Source organism: Kaistia hirudinis (genome assembly GCF_014196455.1).
GTDB classification, from domain to species: Bacteria; Pseudomonadota; Alphaproteobacteria; order Rhizobiales; family Kaistiaceae; genus Kaistia; species Kaistia hirudinis.
Map to the genome: position 1 here is coordinate 271,272 of NZ_JACIDS010000001.1, position 20,670 is coordinate 291,941.

Genomic DNA, 20,670 nt, shown 5'->3' on the forward strand with positions numbered 1-20,670 from the left:
GACGGGTAGCGCTTGATCCCGCGTTCTCGTCAATTCAGGCGGGGTGGATGATCTTGGTTTCAATTAATGCGTGCAGGTGGTCACGCAAACGGGACGGGATATGACCGCCAACGACGAGGACGCCTGCTTCCATGTTTTTTTCGAGCGCATGGCCGGTCAGATTCGCGCTCGTCAGGAAAGCCATGGCATCGTCGGCGACGGCGACCTTCGCGTGAACCCGGCCGTTGGTGAAAGGGTGTGGGCGATCCGTCCAGGCATACAATTTGGCTGATGGAACGGCGCCTCTCATCGTCGCTACCGGATCGACGAGGAGGCTACCGCCCTGGGTCAGGGAGGCCTCGACGAGAATCCTCACCTCGACTCCTCGAAGGGCCGCTGCGTTGATCGCGGCTATGACCGAGGGAACGTCATAGGCAACGAAGCTTACGATGAAGAGCTCTTTGGTAGCCTGCTGGATGACATCCAGAAGCACCTGTTCGGTACGGCGCGGCGCGACGAATGGTGTCATTGGCCCGGTCCAGACCAATTCGACGGCGCAGTCTCGTTGCGTGCGCTCTCGAGCATGGGCGGCGCCCATCAGCATCCCAGCGACGAGCTCTCCTGATAACTTCGCGGCCTGCCACGTCCCGATGAGCGACGCCAATGCCGCCCGGGCTGCCGGCGTACCGACGACTTTTTGGAGGTCTTGTTCTCGCCCCGGCGGCAGACCGTCTCGCAGCCGTGACGCTATCGCGTCGATTTTCGAGGGCGGCAGCAAGGCCACGAGTTCGGTGACTGCATCCAGGAGCGGTTCCATCAGCTCCCCCGGAAGAACGCGGCGTTTGGATTTTCGAGCGTCGGAACCACCAACGCACGGTCCAAATGCCGATTTCCCCGTTCGCAAGACGTTTCCGACACGAAGGAGCAAGCGTGGCAAGCGGCTCCATGCAGCGATTGATCTTTACTGGGATCGTGTTCGGAGCACAGGGGATCGGAGGCGCAGACATGCGCTCGATCCAGTGCCTGGCGAAGCAGCCTTCCGAGATTTTCGGGCTTGCCCAATTCAACGAGACCACCGAGCGTTCCATCGGAATCGGCCGCCGCCGTGTAGATCAGGAAGCCGGCCTGGTCCTTCCCTCCTTCCACCTCCGCGTATATCCGTTCGCGGATGCTGGCGGCATTGTACCCACATTCGAGGGCCAACTCCCTGACCAGCATATGCGCCAGGGTATGGAGCATGACGTATCGCGCTCCGGGATAGCCCTCTCGCGGATCGAGATTCCGCTTTTGACGCCATCCACGATGACCAACGCGCAAGCGCGCATCGACCTCTTTGACCGCATCCTCATCGGCCCAGGCTTTCAGAGCATTGGCATCGAAGCGGATGAAAATGCCTTCGCCGTGAACCTGCGTCGCCGGCGCCCAATCGGGAGCCGAACGCCCCAGCGGAGCGCGAGGCGCCGCATCGTCACCCGATCCTTCGTCCGGGGACTCGACGCGGGTGAAACCGAGCAAGGCATTCACCTCGCGCAGCCGCTCCAGAAGCAGGACGCGCGTGATCGCGGTCTCGAAGCCTTTCGGAACCCCGACCTTTTTGCTCATGAAATGCGGGTAGTCGGTCGGCGGATCGTCGGCCGTAAGAACTTGCCACTCCGGCTCCTTGAGGTCGCTCGGGCCGATGTCCGCGCCTCCGTTCCGGTGGGCTTCGATGGCGGCCCAAATCTGCTCGCTGGTGAACTGCTCGATGCCGGGGAGCTGAGCCGTTTTCTTCAGCGTCTTGACCACGAAACCGACCTCATCGGCCGAGGAAACGTCCTCGAAGAAGGTCCAGCCGTCGCCGACGAGCTGCGCCAAGGGGCTGCCCGTTTGAGGAATGGCGAGGACCGACAACGTGACTGGGAACCAGCCATTGGTCGCGCCGAGCAGGATCGCCCGCGGATCTTCAGGGCAGTCATCGTCGAAACGATCGATGTGGGGATGCCGCCCGCGACATGCTGGCAGGTTGTCTCTACCGGCCTGACCGAAGGCTTGGGCCATGTTCTTCGATGCGCCACAAGCATCGCATTTGACCCAGAGATTCTCGGTTTGCAGCGATGCGCCGCTTTCGAAGAACCGCAGCGTCCCACGGCAATTGGATGGGCCACCGTGAACGAACCAATGCCACGAGAAATCGTCCAAGTGTCCTGCGCGGCAGGCCATCAGGAAACGAGCCGGCACGGCATCGGCGTCTCGGGCTTTTTGATCGTTGTTCGATCCGCGACATCCCTCATGGACAAAGCGCGTCAATTCCGGCCGGTAGCGGTTTTCTTTCAGCTTGAACAAGCCGGCGTCGAACGGCGACAGCAAACCGCATTTCACGCAACGCAGCCATCGGGGAAACGGCTTCACCGGAACACCGATCAGCGCTGCGGGCGAAAACGGATCGACGACATCCCGGTCGCCGAGCGGCGGCATACGCAGAGATTCCACTTGGGGGCCGAGAACGCTTCGGACGTTCGCCAGCAGCCGCGCCTCCTGGATGGGCTGGCATCGATCCCTTTCCCAGCGATCGATACCCATGGTGACGACCGAGAGGTTGGGTAGATCGATCAAAGCGCCGGGGCCGTAAGTCCACAAAAGCTGGCTTGGACGGATTTCGCCTACGGGCGTTTTGCTCATGCTTCACCCCCATCGGCCGGAGCGACGCGGGCTCGCCATGCAGGATCATTCGTCGAGCGCGAGTCTTCCATCACCAACCTCACGCCGGGCTCGACCTCCCGCATCGACATCGGAACGGTCCAATCCGTCCAAGGCTTCACGCCCGGCGTTTCCAGCAGGGGATAGGCCGTCGGGCCAGCCCCGTATTTCTGATAGACGAGCGTGCGACCTCCGACGCCGGCCTCTTTGGCCCAATCGTCGGCGCGATGCTTCAGCTCTTGTTCGGTGAGCGCCTTCTTCGCCGAGTCCTCCGTGACCTCCCAGGTTCGTTCGGACACGAGGCCGATCGTCGTCGTCATCTCCGGCCGACTCGGGCTGTTCATCGCGCCCGCGCCCGTATTCGGCGCGAAGGGATCGTAGGTATTCCGCATGATCGACAGCATGGCCCCCGTGAGGCCGCGATCCAGCGCTCGCGGAGAGAATGGCGTCACGGATTGAGCTTCGACGTGTTGATAGAAGGTCGCGTGGTAGTGCTCGAACGTCTCGTAGTGGGAGAGGTCGCGCGGGCGTGCCCAGGTGAGCACGGTGGCGACCAAGCCCGGCGGCGAGCGCCCGACGCGACTGGTTGCCTGGATATACTCCGCCGTTCCTTTCGGCTGGCCATTGACGACCATCACGCCGAGACGGTTCACGTCCACCCCGACCGACAGCATGTTGGTGGCCAAGACGACGTCGATCGGGCGCGGATCGCCGGGAGCCCGGTTCTCGACCCATACGCCCGTCTTGGGGTCGAGCGACCCATTGAACGGTATTTCGAGCTGATCGAGGTAGCGCGGGATGTCGTGGCTGGAGACGCGAGAGGTGAGTTCCCGGACGTCATCGACGCGACGTTGCGACAGCCCCGGGCGATCGACCAAGCTCATGTTCACGCGGAAAGAGCGGGTTTGCACGTCGTCCTCGGCGAGGCGTTTCATTCCGCCCAACTCGCGTAGTGAATTGAAGTAACCGACGAGCGTCAGGTAGGGGTCGGCGACCGGACCGAAGCGATCGAAGAGGGCTTGTGCGGCGGTGAGGAAGGCCGTGTAGGTTCGGATCAAAACGGCGGGCCGGGAACTGCCGGGCGCGCAGATACCCATGTAGCGGCGGCCAGGCTTCTCATCGATGGCGCGCTGAACCGAAAAGAAATTGTCCTCGACGTCGAGGCCGGTGGGCGGAAAGACCGATATGCGCCGCATGAATACATTGCGCACCTGATCTTCGGCACGTCGAACGGTCGCGGTCGATGCAACGACCTTCGGCCGAACTTTCGTGTCGCCGAGAAGCCAAGAACTCAGCTCGTCGACGGCGCTCTCGTAGAGGCCGACCATGGTGCCGAGCGGCCCGCTGATGAGGTGAAACTCGTCCTGGATGATGAGATCGGGAGGCCGGACGGCGGCGCGCACCGGCTTCACCCTCGCGGCGGAATGAGCGCCACGCGCGCGATGCCCGGTGCCGCAATCGTGTCCCGGCCAGAGTAAGCCGTGACGCTCGCATTCTTCATCGACCCGGCCGAAAAGAGTTCGTACCTCCGGCCGCCAGGCCATCATGGCGAACTTGTCGACGGTGGCGATCATCATGGTCGGCGGGCGATGATAGATTTCCTCGTCGACCACCTTTACGGGCAGGCCGGGATGCGGGCGGCCGCTGGAGCCGGCCCGCGAAAATTCGCAGGCGCCGAGTTTGTCGCCGCAATGGATGAGGGTTCGGCCGACTATCCGGTCGACCTCGATGTCGCGGCCCGCCGAGATTTCGGAACCGCACCAGGGGCAGCTCGTCAATTGCGCCGGCGAAGCGATACCGGATCTGTTCCGATCGCCGTTCCGTAGCGCCTCGATCGCTTGGTGGGCATCATCGGTTCGGCCCGGCGTCACCCGATTGCCAACCCACAGCCCCAGCGAGAAGGGCTCCTTGCCCCAGAGCTTCTCGTCGGCGCGACGGATCACTTCCATTGCGCATAAGAGGGCCGCAGCGCGCTGAAACTGTTGCAGGGTCAGCAGGCGCAGCGTGTACCGCATGATGACGGCCAGACCACGGGAGGCATCGAGGCCGCCGAGGTCGTCCTTCAATCGGCGCATCGCCATGGCGAAGGCCGCCACGCCCAAATAGGCTTCGGTCTTGCCGCCGCCCGTCGGGAACCAGAGGAGATCGGCGAAGGCTTCCGCAGGCTTCGTCCGATCGAGATGCGCCGGATCGGCGAGGGACGGCACCGACAACAGGAGGAAGGCTAACTGGAACGGGCGCCAAGACCGATTCCTCGGGATGTCGACCTGCGCGACGTCGGCCGTCTCGCCGCGCCTGCGTTTGAGCGCATAGAGGCTCCGCACACGCTGGAGCGCCATCGACCTGTTGGCGAAGCGGAACGCCGATAGCGCCGCACCGTCGGAAAAGAGCGTGTCCATTCCCTCGCGCAGGCGGCGCAAGGTCTCTTCGCAGCGGGCGATCACGTCCTGCCCAGGATCATCGAAACCCGTGATCTCGGCTTTCAGCCGCGTCCTCTGTTCACCGATCCAGACGGCATAGTCGTCGACCAGGCACGACAGGGCATCGCGCAATTGCTGCGGCTCCATCTCCGCGAGGCGGCCCATGTCGAGCCACCCTTCATTGACCATCAGGCGCATGGCCGGGCGGTCGTCCGGGTCGAGGCCCGGCGTTTCGGTGACGGCGACCTCATAGCGCGGGATGATTTCCGTGCGGAGGTGTGAAGCCTTCGCGGAATCACCCGGCGTCGCGTCGGCATGGACGGAGACGCCGTGGCCCACGGCGAACTCCAGCCGGTTACGATAGATCAGGGCTAGGCGATCGCGCTCCGGGTCATCGACGACGATTTCGTTGGAAGGGCGCCGTCTGAAGATCGACGGATCTGCCGCGCTTTCCGGCGCGGCCACAGAGATTTCCGGCTGAAATAGCCAAGCGCGATCCTTGTTGTCGTCGGGCTCCAGTTGGCCGTTCACGAGGAACAGGGTGACGAGGCGCTCCCCTTGGGCGTTCGTTCGGATCGTCCCTTGAAGCCGGACTTCGGGCTGGTCCCGATCCGGCGTCGCGGGGCGTATCGGCCCGTCCTTCAGCGGCAGGGAAACCACCCCACCGCACGGGATGCGCCGCCACACCCTGACCTTGGTTTCCTCCTCCCGGCCGGTTGCCCGGTTCTTGCGGGTCTTGATGACATCGTGCTCATCGCTCGGGACGCGCTCGTAGCGTCCCCAACGGACATCAGCGGCCAGCGACTCCATGCCCGGCGCGACGCAGAAGGTGAGCCCCATGCTCGACGGCATGAGCGACTGATTGTTCGTGGTGTCAATTTCGTCGAGGGCGTCGTCTTCCGGCTCCACCCGACCGGAGACGCTGGCGAACTCGGCGCCGGGTTCGTGGACGGGCGCCGCCCGCTCATCCTCGATGTCGCGAATTTCATCCGCGCCGGCCGCAGGCTCGATGGCGACGGTATCCGTGTCGCCCGGCCGTCGAGGCGCGAGCTTGCCGACAAGGTAGCGGTCACGGACGCTCATGTCCTTGATAAGCTCGTGCGGCCCGCCGGCCGGGCCGAGAAGATCGTCGCGGACGGCTATTTCGAGCAGATCGCGCACATAGGCGACGTCCTGGACGAGCGGAACATCGGCGATCGAAATGCCGTCCAGTGCGAAAATGCCCGTCAGATCTTCCGGCCGGAGCCGCGCGATCGGGCCGGTCGGCAGCGTCAAGCCGAGGCCGGACACAGTGCCCGACGCGCGGAACGTATGCACATGATCGAAATAGATCGTAGTGGTGTCGAGATCACCGCGGATACGCAAAATCCGTCCGGCCCATGTCAGCGTGCCATCGGCTTCGGCAGCGACGATCCAGTGCCCTTCATCGACCGCCGAAAAGGTCGAACGCTCGCCGTTCAATCGAGCTACGCAAGGGCCGAGCCTAGTCGGTTCTTTGGCCAGCCAACTCTGCACGTCTGGATCAGTGGTCAAGGTCATGCGTCGCCCCCGAATGAATCTCTACAGCTCGACGCGCGAGAAGTGTGGATAGATGCGGTAGAATTTCTTGAAGACCGTGATGGGATCTTCGCCCATGTCGGATTTGGGTAGTTTGAAGGCCATCTTCGCCCCAACTTCGTCGTTCGACTCCATCGTCAATCGCTCCAGCGTCGAAAGGGCGGGCAGGTCGAGACGATGGGGGGCATCCGGCGTGGAATTGAATTCCCACCCCTTCACGAGATCTCCAACAACGGCATCATCGGCAGCGCAAACTACGAGTGCTGCCGTCACCATTGCTTGGCCGTCTTTGTAGTACGTGGCCAGCGCCCACACGATCTGCCGATCACGGAAGTTGAGCGCTTCCTTTTCGACCGCCAGCTTGAGAACGCGGAGCACGCTAAAGCCGAAGCGCTTTTGCGTCATATCCTCAGCGGATAGCCCACTCGGGAAGAGCTGCCCAACCCGCTCCTTGAAACGAGCAAGTCGCCATTCCTGTACGGTTGGCTTTTCCTTGCGATCGCCCGAGGCCGCACCGTCAATCTCGACAGAGACCTCATTGGCCTCCGGCTTCCCGAGAGACTCAGGGTTTGCGTTGAGCGTTACCCGAAGCACGCTGCCGAGCGGAACGGCGCCGATCGTCCGCGCGAAGCGTTCGATCTGCGTGGTGATGCCCCTCGGCTCGGTGTAGTCGAACCACACGATCGCGGGCACCTCGAAATCGATCCCGTCCAGGTAATCTTCGAGCGTTTTATGGACGCATTCGATCGACGCGACCGGGCGATTGAAGAGCTGGCGCTTGTGGACTTCCTCCTCGGTCTCGACGCAGGTCATCCGTTCGAGGCCGAGCCGGGCATGGACCAATCTGAAGTCTTCCAGAAAGGGGCCGCCGAGACCGACATAGTGGTATTTCTCCAGCGATAACGCTGGAGCCAACCGCATCAGTAGTGAGAGGAACAGTTCCCGATCGACGGCCTTGTTGGGCCTCAGCCGGTAGGGAAGCGAAGATCCGGCGCTCATGTCTCAGCCGTCCTGCTTCTGGGCCTTGGCGAGTGTCAGCTCGAAGCATTTCTCACCCACGATTCCCGGCTTTTCGTCGTCGATGTCGAACAGCATCTTGGAGACGAGCCGAATTTCCTCGGCGGGACGTGAGAACACGACCTTCCTCGACGACGGTGTTTTGCCCGGTGGTTCGGGTAGCACCTTCGCCTTTTGCGGATTGAACTCAATTTGGCTGTCGCTCTTCTTGATGGTGCTGCGCGCAGCGACCGATGCGATCGCCTTCCCCAAAGAGAGCGGCTTCGCATCCTCCCAGTAGTTCGACTGATCGGCGCGCGGGTGGTTCTTCCACTGGTTGGTGTAGGAAATCCAGACCCGCATACCCTCCTTCATCTTCACCAGAGACTCGAGCCAGACGTTCGATGAGGTGTCGAGCGCGCGCTTGGTCGTCGTCACCGGCAACTTGTCGGCGCGCTTGGACCGGAACTCGACGATGCCGGTGAGGATGGCGAACTGCGGATGGTACAGCGGAATGCCATCGCCCCAGCCGGTGAGGCGGCTCTTGTCGCCGACGATCACCGCGCGGTCGTTGCAGAGGACCGTCCAGCCAGCGGTCGCCGACGAGCGATCGCGCTCGAAGCCCGAGTCGTCATCATCGTCGTTGCCGAGGCTGCGTCCGGTGTTCAAGCCGACCGTGATCGAAACCAGCACGTCGTCGATGGTCTTCTGAAAAACGAACGGCGCCGGCCCATCGTCGCGCTCCGACACCAGCACCTCGACGAGCACCGGCTCCACGGGTTTACCGTTGAGATCGACCTTAAGGCCCCACTGGAGGAACATCGTGAAATGTTCGGCAATGGCCGTGCGGACTTCGTTTTCGAATGCCTCGTTGGCGAAGTGTCTGGAGACGCCCTCGTATAGTTCATCCACACGGATCACTGTGCCGGGCTCGGCGAGCTTCTCGCTGGCTTCCGTCGGCTCGTTGATCGGTAGTGGGTCCCATCCCTTGGCTTCAAGCCAGGCAGAAGTGATCGGCACCTCGAAGGTGTCGTCGCCATAACGGGTCCGCACCAGCGCCTCGCGGCCCATCTTGAAGATGGCGCGTTTCATGCCGACGCCATACATGCCGATGGTCTCGGTCTCGGAGTCACGTTCGTCGTCTGGTTCGCGGCCCATCTTGAAGGCGTAGTTCTTGGCGACCTCGCGCGGGATGCCTCCGCAATTGTCTTCGATCGAGAAGTGGTCGGCGGCGAGTTCAATCTTCACGAAATGCTGCGCGTAATCGACATTGCCGCCGTCCGCCAACCGGAGCGCACCATCGAGACAATTGTCGAGAAGATCGAGGATCGCGTCGGCGAGATTGATGTCGCGCGTCAGCATCGACACGAAGAACCGTTTGGTCGGGCTGGCCTGCGCCTGATCGTTGGTGGGTTTCGTCATTGGCAGGCTCTCTCTTTGAGACGTGCGAATACGTTGAGATCAGTCGCGATGTCAGTGGTTTCAGTCATCGACGGCCTCCGCTTTGACGGCGCCGGGATTGAACAGATCGCCAACATCTCTGATTGAGCGCTTCCTGCCAGACGCAGATTTCTTTTCTGCTTTGTGTGAACCCGCTTTTACCTCTTGCGCGTGGCGCTGGCGGTTCAGCTCTGACAACCGCCTCAGCACTTCTGCGCGTGCCGCCTCCGAGATGGTGAAGCGGACACGATCGCTCTCTGGAAGGTATGGAACTTCATGGAAACCATGCTGTAGATCAAGATCGTTCCAGCCGTAAGCGCTTACGACAGCGGCATCCATTGCTATGCGCAGATCACGAAAGGTACCTATTTCTTGATCACGTTCAGTGGGATTGTGAAATATGTTGTAAGCAGCGGTAATTCCAATCTGCCGAGATGTCAGAATATCTTTTCTGAAATTGTGATATTCTTTTCCAATCGAGTCGACATCACTATTATGTCCAATAATAAACGGAAAAGTTTCAAATGAATCGGTCAGGGTGTATCGAAGGGTATCTCCGAGACTTGAGCTTGCCTGTCGTGCCCACGAATCGTGGATTGAGCTTTGCAAGCAGGCAAAGTCCTGCCAATTCTCCACATTCAAAATTCCAAGAGAGTGTTGGAATATCTGAAGTGAATCCACCTGAGAAATAGCAAGATATTTTGTGTGTAAGCACAAAACAAAGGTCGATTTGTTCTTGCGAATTGCCTTATAAAGTGCTGGCCGCTTATCTCCATGATGCCACCAATAAATGCGATGGGCATCGCGCCGAACCGTATCGCGCTGAGGTTTGACCAGATCCCGTACTATCTTCAAAGGCTCCGGGTATTTTTCTTCGCATTCCGAGAGGGAGCGATCTCGAAAATCAATTGCCCAACGACTGGCCTCTTGCGTTGGGTTGGTATTTATATCGCTGCCGCCAATATATCGTAGGATAACGTCGGAATTATTCGGATTTATCTGAATGAGATTGGCAGCTTCCTCCCCGGAGAGGACGAAACCATTTCCAACCAGCACGGAGCCTTGGAAGCTGCGCCCTTTGTTCGCAAGTAATGGCTTCGGATCTGTCCATCCTGATTGAACTTCAAGTGATGACGAAATTCCGGCGACGCTAGTTTCGTCGAGAAGAAATCCACCTTGCCAGGCGTCCTTTTGGACGACTACCAGTGCGGTAACTACTGCGGCGCTACCTGGCCAACGAAAGGATGAGCGCGCATAGCGAATATGATGTGAACCGTCGGCGATAATGCTGGCTAGACCTGTTCTGCCGGTGTCCCCTTCGCCGATGGACTTGGTGGCAATGAGGCCAAAAGCCCCGCCGGGTCGCGTGATTTGATTAGCTCTAAGAAAGAAAAAGGCGCACAAATCCGCGTTCAAGCTGGCATGGGGCCAAGTTGTCGTGAATGCACGCAAGCTGCCATCACCAAGGGCAGCTCTCATCCGCCGACCGCCTAGGAATGGTGGATTGCCAATAATGGCATCAAATCCACTTTCATCGCCCAAAAAAACCTCCGGGAATTCGAGTGGCCAATGGATGGGGCGTCGTGCAGCCCTGTCGGGTGCGTCGTTTGCAAGGTCAGCCGTTGCCTGCCGCAGCAAGCGAATCCTGGCATTTGCATCGCCGCCTGCGGCCTCGTCGGCCATGGTCGCCAGTGTCGTAATTCTTACGGAGCGATCATCGGTCAGGACGAGACCAATAAGGGCGTCGGCGATCAGCCCCGGCAGAGCGAGTTCGCTACGCGATTGAGCGTCGAGCGCTGCCATCGCCTCGACATCGCCGATGTCGCGGATGGGAATCGAGCGAAGCTGGCTGCGAAGCGCGAGCGCCTTGTCGACGGCCGACCGGATCGTCCGGCCGAAAAGGCGAAGCTGCGCCTTGCCCTTTGGCTTCATTTCCAGCTCAATGAGTTGGCCGAGATCGTGGATGCCGAGCAGGCTATCGCCGCTGCGCAGGCTGTGATCCAGGAAGCCGAAAGGTCGCCCCTTGGCGAGCGTCGTCAGCCATAGCGACAGCTTGGCGAGTTCGACCGCGAGCGGGTTTTTGTCGACGCCGTATAGGCAGCGTTCGGCGATCAGGCGGCGCGCGAGGATGGCGCGCTCCTCGGTGTCGCGCGCCAGCGGCTCGAAACCGGCCGTGTCATCCACAGGACGGATGCGGCCTTCGTCGTCGATCCGCCCGCCCGCCGCTTCCATGTTGGACCAGGCTTCGACAAGTCGGTCGGCGAGCCAGCGGCAAGCCTGCACGAGGAACGCGCCCGATCCCATCGCGGGATCGCAGACCTTGAGGTCGAGGAGTTCGTCGGCGCTCTTGAGCTTCCAATCCTCGCGCGCCGCGCCTTCGGCCGGGCCGCGATAGACGATCGGCGTCAGCGTTTCTTCGACGATCTTCTCGGTCAGGCTCTTGGGTGTGTAGTGTGTCCCGCTCTCGCGCCGGTCGGCGCCGAGGACGACGACGAAAGCGCCGGCGTGATGGACCAGAGGGTATCCCCACGGGTCCGTCCGCAAGAGTTCGGCAAAGGGTAGGATGCGGTCGCGCAGGGCCACATCACCACGGCAGACGGTGAGCAACCGTGCCGCCACGCGCTCGTCCGGTTCCCGGCCGATGGCGTTGCGAATGGCGGGCTCGGAACGCTCGCTCCGCTCCTTCAGGAGATCGACGATCCTGGCGGCGCCGTCGAGGCGCGCGGACTCGATCTCACCGAGCGCGACGCGCGCATTCTTGGCCTTGGTCGATCCGTCGAGTTCGAGCGTCACGTCATCGACGCGCTGGACCGTGCGTTCGAGGAGTCCCTCATAGACGTGACCGATCTGTTCCACGTCGAGCGCGCGGTAGGACAGCGTGCGGCCCTCGAAGGTCTGGATCGCTTCCAGCAGGAGCAAGACCGTCCGGTCGTCGATCGGCAGGGGCTCGGCGGGATCGCTCCGCCAGTTCGTGCCCTTCTTGCGGCCTTCGAGGAAAGGATAGCGATCCGGGTCGAAGAGCGAGCCGCCCATCGCCGGCAGTCGCAGCAGCGAATGGTCGATACCGCCATAGACGCCACGGAACAGGGCGAGCAGCCGCGACCATGCCGAGCGGCGGCGTTCGAGTATCTCCTCGGTGTCGGCGCGCAACTGCATCCGCAGGCTGGAGAGCGCGTAGAAGGCGTCGTAGCGGGGATCGCCGAGAAGGAGCAGGCCGCGCTCTTCCGCCGCCAGCAGGAAGACGAGCCGCATCATGACCGTGAGGCCGGCCTCGTAGAGTTCCTTAGGATCGACGTCGTGCAGCAGGTCCCGGTTGCGGTCCTGGTCGGCGCGGTCGAGGGATTGGACCAGCACTTCCACCGCGCGACGGACCTGTTCGCCGAGCGCGTCGGTCACGTCATCCTGATGCTTCAGCGACCGCTCGAACAGCGCCGGCAGCCTTTCGGCTTCGGGGCCGAAGAAGCGACGAACCCCGAGCAGGCTGACGAAGGCGCGGAGCGTTTCGGGCTCTTGGCCCCAGAGGCGGGCATACCAACTGGCGAAGCTCGCGACCGCGCCGGCTGGCGCATGAACGAGCATCCAGCGTTCGCCGTTGGTTACGAGACCGATCGGGCATCCGACGGCGCGAAGCAGCGACACCATGCGGTCGCCCGGAGTCGTCGCCAGCCCGTCATAATTCCGGGTGGCGTCGAGATCGGTGTCGGGATCGTAGAGCTGGACGAGCAACAGCGGGGCGTCGTCTTGGGTCGGATTGACGATCGCGAGGTCGGGCGCGATCGTGACGCCGTGCTCGGGCAGCGACACCTTCAGCCGCTCCGGCAAAGTCGCCGCCTGGCGCAAAACCTGATCGTCGACCTCCAGGGCGCTCTGGAGAACCTCGTCGATCCACGCCGAATGGATCGCCGTCAGGTCAGCATCGACCGCATCGACCGCATCGCGCCATTCGTCATAGGCAGCGCGCAGCCGCTGCGGGCGGCCGGAAATCAAGGCTTCCAATCCCTGGGGAAGCACGTCGCGCAGCACGGGCACCGCGAGGAACGGTCCCGACACCTCGATGAGGTTGAGCCAGTCGTGGTTGGTGCTCATCAAGGCTGCCCCTTCGTCAAGGACTCGGGCACGAGCAGGATGACCGCGACGGGAAAAGTGTGGTCCCGGACATTGGAATACCTGTTCTCGATGGCGCGCACCTCTTGCTCCCGTTCCAGCGGAATACGGGCGAGGCGCGCTTCGAGAGCCGCGTGATCGCGTCGGAGCTGGGTGCGCTCGTCCTCGGAGAAGAGCGAGAGCTGTTGCGGCTCGCGGTCGGCGACGAGTTCGGCCCGCAGGGCCTTGTCGAGATCGTCGAGCACCTGCCGGATATCGTCGCTCTCCCGTTCCTTACGGGTGTCGATCGAATTGGACAGGAAGCGCAGGCGGTCCTTGGAGCGTGCATCGACCGATCCCAACACTGAGTCACGCTGCTTATCGAAGCGCGTGCGCAGCGCCGCGAAGGTCGTATCAGGCAAGACGGCGGGGGAGGAATCCTGGAGCCATCGACGCACCTCTGTCACGCGGTCTTCGCGGCGGAAGCCGGTGTCACGCAGATAACCGCCGGCCTCGGTGAGTTCCTCGTGCAGGCGATGATGGCTGCCGCCGGTGATGACCAATCGAGAAACCACGATGACGGCAGGGCCTTCGATCTGGCCGTCGGGTAAAGACCGGGCGGAGACGCGGTGAATCTTCTTCACGTCGTCCCGCGCCCAGATTTCGGCGCGCAACAGGCGCAGGCTCATCTGGACGAGAGGGTGATTGAGATGCACCAGGACGACGTCATCGCGCCCCTTCGCCACATCATGGTCGAACGTGATGGGGCGGACCTTCTTCGTATAGGGATGCTCCAGACCTTCCAGGCACCGCGTCCATGAACCGGACAGCGCCGGCATGGTGAAGACGGTTCCATCTGGAGCCCCCGGCAGAGACGTGGCCCCGAGGTCCGGTTTGTCCGAAAGACGCAGTGCCGCTCTCACGGCTCGTTCGATGTGATCGGGCGTGAGATTTTGCTCGCGCTTGGTCTCGGCGAGGCGTTCGTGCAGCTTCGCGACCCGATCCCGGAGATCGCGTTCGGCTCTGACGAAGCGCCGCGATTTTTCCATGCGGGCTTCGGCCAGCCGGGTATCCAGGTCGCGCCGACGCCCCTCGATCAGGTCCGGGAGCTGTGGGGCGATGACCGGGTTGACGCTCCCCATGTCGGCCCGCATGGCGTCGAGCTTCCGAAGCGCTCGCAGGATGTCCTGTCCGTGATCGCCTTCGTCATCAACCGGATGCCAAATGACCACCTCGCTGGAGCGTTGGCCGTGACGGTCGATGCGCCCGTTCCGCTGCTCCATCACGTTAGGATTGTATGGAATTTCCAGATGGATCATCAGGTGGCAGTGGTTCTGAAGGTCGATGCCTTCGGATGCCGCGTCGGTCGCCAGCAGGATTCTGACTGGCGATTCCGAAGGGTTGGCCTGGAACGCCGCCTTCACGGCCTCACGTTCATCGTGATCCATGCCGCCATAGATCAACGCCAGCCGATCGCCGCCGAAGCCGTGCGACACGAGCGTCTCTTGCATCCACTGCTGCGTCGTCCGGTATTCGGTGAACAGGATGACCCGCTCATTCGTCCATTCGCCGCCCTCCTGGAGATGCTCGACCAGCCACTCCAATATCGCGCGCGCCTTAGAATCCGCCCTGCGTGATGCTTGCTGCGCCCAGGAGCGCAGGCGTTCCAGCATCCGCCGCTCTTGCTCACTGGGCGGCCGGATGTGTTTGCCGGCTTCGCTGAGCGCGTCGTCTTCCGCCGCCTCGCGCAATGCGTCGTCGGCATAGTCTTCTTCGGCCTTCGATATGGCGCGGCGAAGGATGCGATCATCCAGCTTGCGCCTGGTCTGGTCGGCCGACGAACGACCTTCGATCGTCGCAATGTGCTTTTCCAGCGTCGCCGCGAACGCGGCGGGCGACGATGCGAGGCGCTTGCGCAGCAATTGGTGGACGAAGCGATCGACCGCTCGGGCGCCCCCCTCGCCATTCTCGCGTGACGATATGTAATCGCCGAGAAGATGCCGGATCTGCCTCTCGTCATCTTCATACTTGATGGGGAGCCCTTCGAGACGCCGCACCGGGTAAAGTCGCTTGCCGTTCGCATCCACCAAGTCGCTTTTCAGCCGCCGCACCATGACCCGAGCGCGCTGGGGCTCGCTTGGCAGTACGTTTCGGGCGAAGCGTTGGTCGTCGAGCAGTTCGAGCAGAGCGGTGAACGACTCGGTGTAGCCGTCATGGGGCGTGGCGGTGAGAAACAGCTTGTGCTGGAAATGCGGCGCGAGCAGTCGCACCAAACGGGTTCGGAGGCTCTCGACCGCATAGTGCCCGACCGTGGGCGCGATGTTGTGCGCTTCGTCGATGACCAGCAGATCGAATTTTCGAGGATGGGTGACGGTGGGCGGCAGCGCGTCCCGGAACAGGCGCAGCCCTTCGCCTTGCTTCACCCAATCCATCGACGTGATGAGGAGAGGAAACGACGTCCACGGATTGGCGTGCAGGCCGCGTTCACGGCGTAGGCGCTTGACGAACTCGGTATCGACGATGCGGAAGTCGAGACCGAATTTCTCCTGCATCTCCGTGCGCCACTTCTCCTGAAGGGACGCTGGGCACAACACCAACACAGTGCGGGCACGATGGCGCAGGAGCATTTCCTGGATCACCAGGCCGGCTTCGATCGTCTTTCCGAGGCCGACGTCATCCGCGATGAGCAGGCTGGTACGGGCCATGTCGATGGCTCGCACCAATGGATCGAGCTGGAAGTCCTCGATGCTGACGCCGCTGCGGAAAGGAGCCTGAAGATAGGCCCTGTCGGCGTTGGTGGCGGCGCCCCATCGGACGGCATCAAGGAACGCCTGTAGGGAGGCCGGATCGTCCAAGCCGGTGATGCGCGGCAGGCCGGCTCGCTCAATGACGTGCGCGCCGGGCTCCAACTCCCAAAGGACTTCGATTTCCTCCCCGAGGGCGTCTTCGTCGATCGACGTCAATCGGATGAGGTGACGTTTGGGAACGCCCGGCGCGGTCGATCCACCATCGACCTCCGATACGATCCATTGCCGTCGGCGTGCTTCGACCAACTGACCGGGCTCTGGAATCGTGTGATGAGCGATCTGAGCCGCCGCGCTGCTCGCATTCCCGACGATCATTGCAGCCCGCCCCCACCTCGAACGACGTTTTCGATGCGTTCGGCCGCTTCGCCGGCGCGCTCATGCGCCCATACGCGAATGACACGCCAACCCGAAGCACTGAGGCGTCGATCGGTATCCGCATCTCGGGCGCGATTGGCTTCGATTTTATCACGCCAAAATTGCGCGTTGCTCTTCGGCCAGGAGGCGTGCTCCGGGCATCCATGCCAGAAGCAGCCATCGACGAAGACGGCGACCCTGATGCGGGGAAACACGATGTCGGCGACGCGCCTCGGCTTGGTCAGCAGCGGGACTTGCAAACGATAGCGTAGCCCTCGGGCATGCAGTTCCTTGCGCAGCGAGAGTTCGGCGTCGGTGCCCTTCTGCCGCACTCGAGCCATGCGAAGGCTCGCCTCATGCGACGAGGGACTTACGCGCGACATCCGCGGTGCCTCCCTTCGCCTGATCCTTCTGCGTTCCAACACCGAGATGCGTCACGATGCTCTGTCCGATCGCCTCGCCGAGAGCGACAGGGACCGCATTGCCGATCATCCGGCCCAACGCTTTGAAATGGGTGGGGCCATCATCTGCCACGAAGGCGTACTTCTTCGGAAAACCTTGCAGGATCGCCCCCTCCCGCAAGGAGATCGCTCGATCCTGCTCGGGATGACCGAAGCGGCCGTTGCCGAAACCATAGAATTGCGTGGTGATCGTCGGAGACGGATCTTCCCAAGTCATGCGCCCATAGACGCCCGGATAGGTGCGGCCCGTTTCTCGCCGATGGCATTCGGCGACCAGCCGCTCGGGCCAATCACGCCAAGTCCCGCCGGGACGGGAAGCTCGAATACGCTCCAGGTTCAAATCCGAAAGTCTGGATGAAACATGGAAGGCGTCGTCGTCGTGGACGCTTCCCGCTCCGATGGCGGGCAATTTTCCGATCGCGTCTTTGACGGTTCGCGGTTTCTTGTGGGTCGGCGAGATCAGCTCGATGGGGCCAATCAGGCTCGCCAGGATGACCATACGCCGTCTGGTCTGAGGCAGCCCGTATTGGGTGCAATCCACGACGTTCTTCCAGACTTTATAGCCCAGCCGTTGGAGGGTGGCGACGAAGTCGTCGAAGACGGCATGCTTTTCGACCAGGGGCACGTTCTCCATGGTCACGATGTCTGGGCGAACGGATTTAATGAGGCGCGCGAATTGATAGAGCAGGGGCCAGCGCGGGCTGGTGAGGGTGTCGTAGCGCTGGGAGTAGGTCGAGAACGGTTGGCATGGGGCGCAGCCAGCGAGAATCCTTATCTTCGCATCGCCATACAGCTTGTTCAGATCTGACGGTTTTACGCTCTTGATGTCCTTGGTGAGGAAGCGCGCGCCGTTATTGGCCTCGTATGGGTAGCGGCACGCCGTATCGACATCGATCCCCGCGACGACCGGGACGCCTGCTCGGATCAGGCCATGCGTCAAACCGCCAGCACCACAAAACAGGTCGATACACGCCACCTCGCTCATTTCTTCCCCCTCGTGGCGCGCTTCTCCAGTTCTTGCGCATCCCTCACAGAATGTTCGTCGCCCTCGTCAGATGCTTTTCCGGCCCTCACCCATGTATCGACTTCGTCCGACTTGAATTTCCAAAGTCTCCCGACCTTGTGGGCAGGCATTTCTCTTTTTGCTATCCAGCCATAGATCGTATCTTTACTTACCCCCAGGTAGCTGGCGATTTCCTCGACGGACATCCAGCGATCAGACATAAACCGCCCTTTCTCCGATCGAAGCGGGTCGTGCAGATTATTCCACGGATGCGGGGACGAGTAAACCCGATTTAGTCCGGTTTAGCCTGATTTGCCCGGTTTTGACCGCTTCCGGGGGCGTTGCCGGCGGATGGTTTCTTCCTGCTGCTCGCGCTCGACCGAGGCGCCGCACGATCTGCTACTTTCAGTCACCGGAGATGGAAGGTCGTAGGCCGCGCTGAACGGAGCGTCCTTCAGGCGTGATAATCTGACGGTGATGTAGCGCGCAGGTCAACGAATCCGGAGAAAAGAGGGCTTCACGATCGAGTTGCGCCGTTGAGAAGTCGATCGGGTAATCCCGGCTCGGGTCGTCCTGATCCCCCTATATAGGGGGATTGCCCAACTAACGATCAACCTCCTCTATCTCCTGCTGGGCATGCCCCGCGCGGACACCGCGTGACGGAAGAAGGGGTATTTTATGATTGAGGACATCCAATGCCTCCAGCGGAACAGTGTCGCCGATAGTCAAACGGGGGACTCGGCCCTCGCTGAAATCTATCGAACTCACGCGCCCGGGCTGCTGCGTTTCCTAGCTCGCCACGCCGAGCGGCAGGACCTTGGTGATCTCGTCAACGAAAGCTTTGTTCGTTTTGCCACTGCCCCGGCCAAATGTGCCAGCAAGGTGGAGAACCCTGGAGCCTATCTCCAGCGCATTGCCAGAAACTTGTTGCGAGATCGTGCCAGAATAGCCGTGCGGCGCTCGTTCGCCCGCCATGTCTCAGTCGACGACGTTCCAATTGCAGGCGACGACCCGGTGGCGCAGCTCGAGGCTCGCGACCAGATCGACCGAGTGCAGAAGGCCTTGAGCCGTTTCAATCCCAAAACACGAGCGGTATTTCTGGCGCGTCGGCTCGATGGACTCAGCCACAAAGAAATCGCTGCGCGGACTGGATTGAGCGGAAAGGGGGTTGAATACCATATGGCCAAGGCGATCCGCCCTCTTGATCGGATACGAAGGCATGGCTGAGATTAGATAAATTTGGTAATCTTCTCCGGCGAGTTCAGGAGAAAGGCGATACGTGGGACGTCGTGTAGATCATGCCAGACTGAAGGATTTCGAGGAAGTCCATAAGGCCTGCGCTAAGGTCATCACGACCGGGCAGCTGTCGTCCGTGATCGACGCCGCGATCCGTCAATTTGGGTTTCGTTGGTTCGCGCTCGTGCATGATGGTCATTTGTACAAGCAGCGGCCTGAGCAACTAATGATTACAAACTACCCGGCATCGTGGGTGGACGAGGTGATCAGCGACCGACTGTACATGCATGATCCCGTCCATATCGCGAGCGCGCGTAGCGCCTTTGGGTTGTGTTGGGAACGTATTGCCGATGTCATCGCTCCGACCCGTCGGCAGCTATCGGTTCTGACGCGAGGACGTGATCATGGACTGGTTTCTGGTTTTACAATCCCGTTTCGGATACCCGGCGAACGAGGGGCATTCTTCACCGTTGCTCGAAAAAGGGACAGACCGTTTTCGAATGTGGAAATGATGACCGCACAGCTCGTCGCCGGAGTAGCGTTTCAGAGAGGGCGGGAGCTGGTCGGGGGGATAGAGGTGACGATACCCTCGGTGTCTCTCAGCCCTCGGCAAGTCCAATGCCTCGAATTAATCGCCGAGGGAAAAACAGATTGGGAAATCGGGACGATTCTTGGTCTTAGCCAAAATACGATCCATGAATATATCGAGGAAGCCCGCCGCCGATACCAGGTGAAAACGCGGAGCCAATTGGTGCTCGCCGCTGCCCGTGATGGGAAAATCAGCTTCAATCATATAAAATGAGATTTTGCGCACGTTTTCGGTTGTCACGCGACGATCATGGCCGCGTTGCCGCTGACTGCGTAGCCTAAGCACATGGTAAAGTTGCGTTTGGCAATCCCTCTGCCTGGAGGGATTGCCGAAGCCGTGCGCAAGCTACTCTATTCCCACCAAATTTCGCCGATTCCGCGCCGGCGATGGCTATCGAGGAATGGAAGTAGGAGTTAAAGCCATGTCTGCACACGACCAAGTCATCCAAGATGTCTATGCCCGTGAGGTCGTCATGGCGCGCGTTGGGCATCTGATACGCAGGAAACAACAGGAAATCGAGCGCATCACGCGTATCCTGCGCAATTCAGTGCCTTTTGAAGAAGCGACTGCTCCAGTTGAAGGAAAGATACAAAAGATCGTTCTTATTGGCCCCTATGCTCGGCGTACCTGGTACGAGGATCGAGCCTCGCTCTACTTCTCGGATTACGAATTCTGGGTCATTGTAAACCACCCGCACTTTGCGAGCGATGTCCACTGGTCCGAGGTCAAGGCCGTCCTCGATTGTGAACTCGGGAATCGTTGCGCCGTATCCCTGACAGTATTTTCGAAGGCCGACATCAAGAGCGCGAAGGCGGCAAGAGACCATTTCGTTCTCGATCGGCTTGAAGCTGGGATCGTTCTCTTCAAGATGTCGCGGGATGCCCCGTTGCTGGATACATCAGCACGTACCGCTGCAATCGACCCCAGTGCTCGCGAAGCCTGATCGCGCAGGATCGCTCGACGGGAGTCTGCGTCGCTGCCCCTGATGATCGAACCAGTTTTCTTCCGGCGCGTCGGTGTTGGGGCAACGGGTCGCGTTGGCGGCGGGCAGAACGCTCGGCGATCGTGC

The 20,670-nt window shown here is 61.3% G+C and carries 13 protein-coding genes; 3 read left to right on the forward strand and 10 right to left on the reverse strand.

From position 1 onward, the window contains the following. Positions 1-34 precede the first annotated feature (34 nt). From drmC to mads1, 10 genes are read right to left on the reverse strand one after another with little or no spacing between them, the layout of a single operon-like run. Complete coding sequence (gene drmC / locus GGR25_RS01295) at positions 35-796, reverse strand: DISARM system phospholipase D-like protein DrmC (RefSeq protein ID WP_183396923.1); 762 nt, start codon at positions 794-796, stop codon at positions 35-37. Then, the gene (drmB, locus tag GGR25_RS01300) at positions 796-2,637 is read right to left on the reverse strand and encodes a DUF1998 domain-containing protein (protein ID WP_183396924.1); all 1,842 of its coding nucleotides are present in this window, start codon (positions 2,635-2,637) and stop codon (positions 796-798) included. Before drmB ends, drmC begins: the two co-directional genes overlap by 1 nt. Then, on the reverse strand, positions 2,634-6,614 hold the full coding sequence (drmA, locus tag GGR25_RS01305) for a DISARM system helicase DrmA (protein WP_183396925.1): 3,981 nt from the start codon (positions 6,612-6,614) through the stop codon (positions 2,634-2,636). The genes drmB and drmA overlap by 4 nt, the downstream gene beginning before the upstream one ends. Before the next feature lie 21 nt (positions 6,615-6,635). Further along, entirely contained in the window at positions 6,636-7,631 is a 996-nt protein-coding gene (locus tag GGR25_RS01310) for an O-methyltransferase (RefSeq protein WP_183396926.1), read from the reverse strand. Positions 7,632-7,634: 3 nt separating this feature from the next. Continuing rightward, on the reverse strand, positions 7,635-9,050 hold the full coding sequence (locus tag GGR25_RS01315) for an ATP-binding protein (protein WP_183396927.1): 1,416 nt from the start codon (positions 9,048-9,050) through the stop codon (positions 7,635-7,637). Positions 9,051-9,110: 60 nt separating this feature from the next. Continuing rightward, on the reverse strand, positions 9,111-13,154 hold the full coding sequence (locus GGR25_RS01320; protein ID WP_183396928.1) for an Eco57I restriction-modification methylase domain-containing protein: 4,044 nt from the start codon (positions 13,152-13,154) through the stop codon (positions 9,111-9,113). Then, positions 13,154-16,273, reverse strand: coding sequence for a DISARM system SNF2-like helicase DrmD (gene drmD, locus GGR25_RS01325; RefSeq protein ID WP_183396929.1), 3,120 nt, complete (start codon positions 16,271-16,273; stop codon positions 13,154-13,156). Before drmD ends, GGR25_RS01320 begins: the two co-directional genes overlap by 1 nt. Next, entirely contained in the window at positions 16,270-16,695 is a 426-nt protein-coding gene (locus GGR25_RS01330) for a very short patch repair endonuclease (RefSeq protein WP_210299774.1), read from the reverse strand. Before GGR25_RS01330 ends, drmD begins: the two co-directional genes overlap by 4 nt. Next, complete coding sequence (locus tag GGR25_RS01335; RefSeq protein ID WP_183396931.1) at positions 16,667-17,758, reverse strand: DNA cytosine methyltransferase; 1,092 nt, start codon at positions 17,756-17,758, stop codon at positions 16,667-16,669. Before GGR25_RS01335 ends, GGR25_RS01330 begins: the two co-directional genes overlap by 29 nt. Further along, entirely contained in the window at positions 17,755-17,997 is a 243-nt protein-coding gene (gene mads1, locus GGR25_RS01340) for a methylation-associated defense system helix-turn-helix domain-containing protein MAD1 (protein ID WP_183396932.1), read from the reverse strand. The genes GGR25_RS01335 and mads1 overlap by 4 nt, the downstream gene beginning before the upstream one ends. 457 nt (positions 17,998-18,454) lie before the next feature. Here mads1 and GGR25_RS01345 point away from each other — a divergent pair, with 457 nt between their 5' ends. The 3 genes from GGR25_RS01345 (at position 18,455) to GGR25_RS01355 (ending at position 20,544) form a co-directional block, all read left to right on the forward strand. After that, a complete protein-coding gene (locus tag GGR25_RS01345) occupies positions 18,455-19,003 on the forward strand; it encodes an RNA polymerase sigma factor (RefSeq protein ID WP_183396933.1) in 549 nt (182 codons plus the stop codon). 52 nt (positions 19,004-19,055) lie between these two features. After that, complete coding sequence (locus tag GGR25_RS01350; RefSeq protein WP_183396934.1) at positions 19,056-19,814, forward strand: autoinducer binding domain-containing protein; 759 nt, start codon at positions 19,056-19,058, stop codon at positions 19,812-19,814. Positions 19,815-20,022: 208 nt separating this feature from the next. Then, complete coding sequence (locus GGR25_RS01355; RefSeq protein ID WP_183396935.1) at positions 20,023-20,544, forward strand: hypothetical protein; 522 nt, start codon at positions 20,023-20,025, stop codon at positions 20,542-20,544. Positions 20,545-20,670: the final 126 nt, after the last annotated feature.

Coding starts and splice junctions, on each gene's coding strand:
- drmC (WP_183396923.1), bottom strand. CDS start 796: ATGGAACCGCTCCTGGATGCAGTCACCGAACTCGTGGCCTTGCTGCCG.
- drmB (WP_183396924.1), bottom strand. CDS start 2,637: ATGAGCAAAACGCCCGTAGGCGAAATCCGTCCAAGCCAGCTTTTGTGG.
- drmA (WP_183396925.1), bottom strand. CDS start 6,614: ATGACCTTGACCACTGATCCAGACGTGCAGAGTTGGCTGGCCAAAGAA.
- GGR25_RS01310 (WP_183396926.1), bottom strand. CDS start 7,631: ATGAGCGCCGGATCTTCGCTTCCCTACCGGCTGAGGCCCAACAAGGCC.
- GGR25_RS01315 (WP_183396927.1), bottom strand. CDS start 9,050: ATGACGAAACCCACCAACGATCAGGCGCAGGCCAGCCCGACCAAACGG.
- GGR25_RS01320 (WP_183396928.1), bottom strand. CDS start 13,154: ATGAGCACCAACCACGACTGGCTCAACCTCATCGAGGTGTCGGGACCG.
- drmD (WP_183396929.1), bottom strand. CDS start 16,273: ATGATCGTCGGGAATGCGAGCAGCGCGGCGGCTCAGATCGCTCATCAC.
- GGR25_RS01330 (WP_210299774.1), bottom strand. CDS start 16,695: ATGTCGCGCGTAAGTCCCTCGTCGCATGAGGCGAGCCTTCGCATGGCT.
- GGR25_RS01335 (WP_183396931.1), bottom strand. CDS start 17,758: ATGAGCGAGGTGGCGTGTATCGACCTGTTTTGTGGTGCTGGCGGTTTG.
- mads1 (WP_183396932.1), bottom strand. CDS start 17,997: ATGTCTGATCGCTGGATGTCCGTCGAGGAAATCGCCAGCTACCTGGGG.
- GGR25_RS01345 (WP_183396933.1), top strand. CDS start 18,455: ATGATTGAGGACATCCAATGCCTCCAGCGGAACAGTGTCGCCGATAGT.
- GGR25_RS01355 (WP_183396935.1), top strand. CDS start 20,023: ATGTCTGCACACGACCAAGTCATCCAAGATGTCTATGCCCGTGAGGTC.